Below are 253 nucleotides of genomic sequence, written 5' to 3'. Positions count from 1 at the left end.
CCGCGGATGGAGCTGCCGGAGCGGTGGGTGATCGGGGCGATGCCGGCGTAGGAGGCGAGGTGGCCGGCCGAGGCGAACGCCGTGGCGTCACCGACTTCGAGCAGGATGCGGGTGCCGGTCCTGACTCGATGCCGGGCATCGAGGTCAGGACCTCGGCAAGAGGGTGGTCGGCGAACATCTCCTCGATGTCCTCGGCGATCTGCTTGCGTTGCAGCAGAACTACTTTCAACGAATCTGCCAGTTTCGGGAGCAC

The 253-nt window shown here is 66.0% G+C and carries 1 pseudogene; it reads right to left on the bottom strand.

What is annotated here, in order from left to right:
• A pseudogene (locus tag IU450_RS39420) lies at window positions 1–253 on the bottom strand (transposase); the annotation flags it as partial.

This window comes from Nocardia abscessus (assembly GCF_015477775.1).
Classification (GTDB): Bacteria; Actinomycetota; Actinomycetes; order Mycobacteriales; family Mycobacteriaceae; genus Nocardia; species Nocardia abscessus_A.
This window is presented reverse-complemented; position numbering and strand designations above follow the sequence as displayed.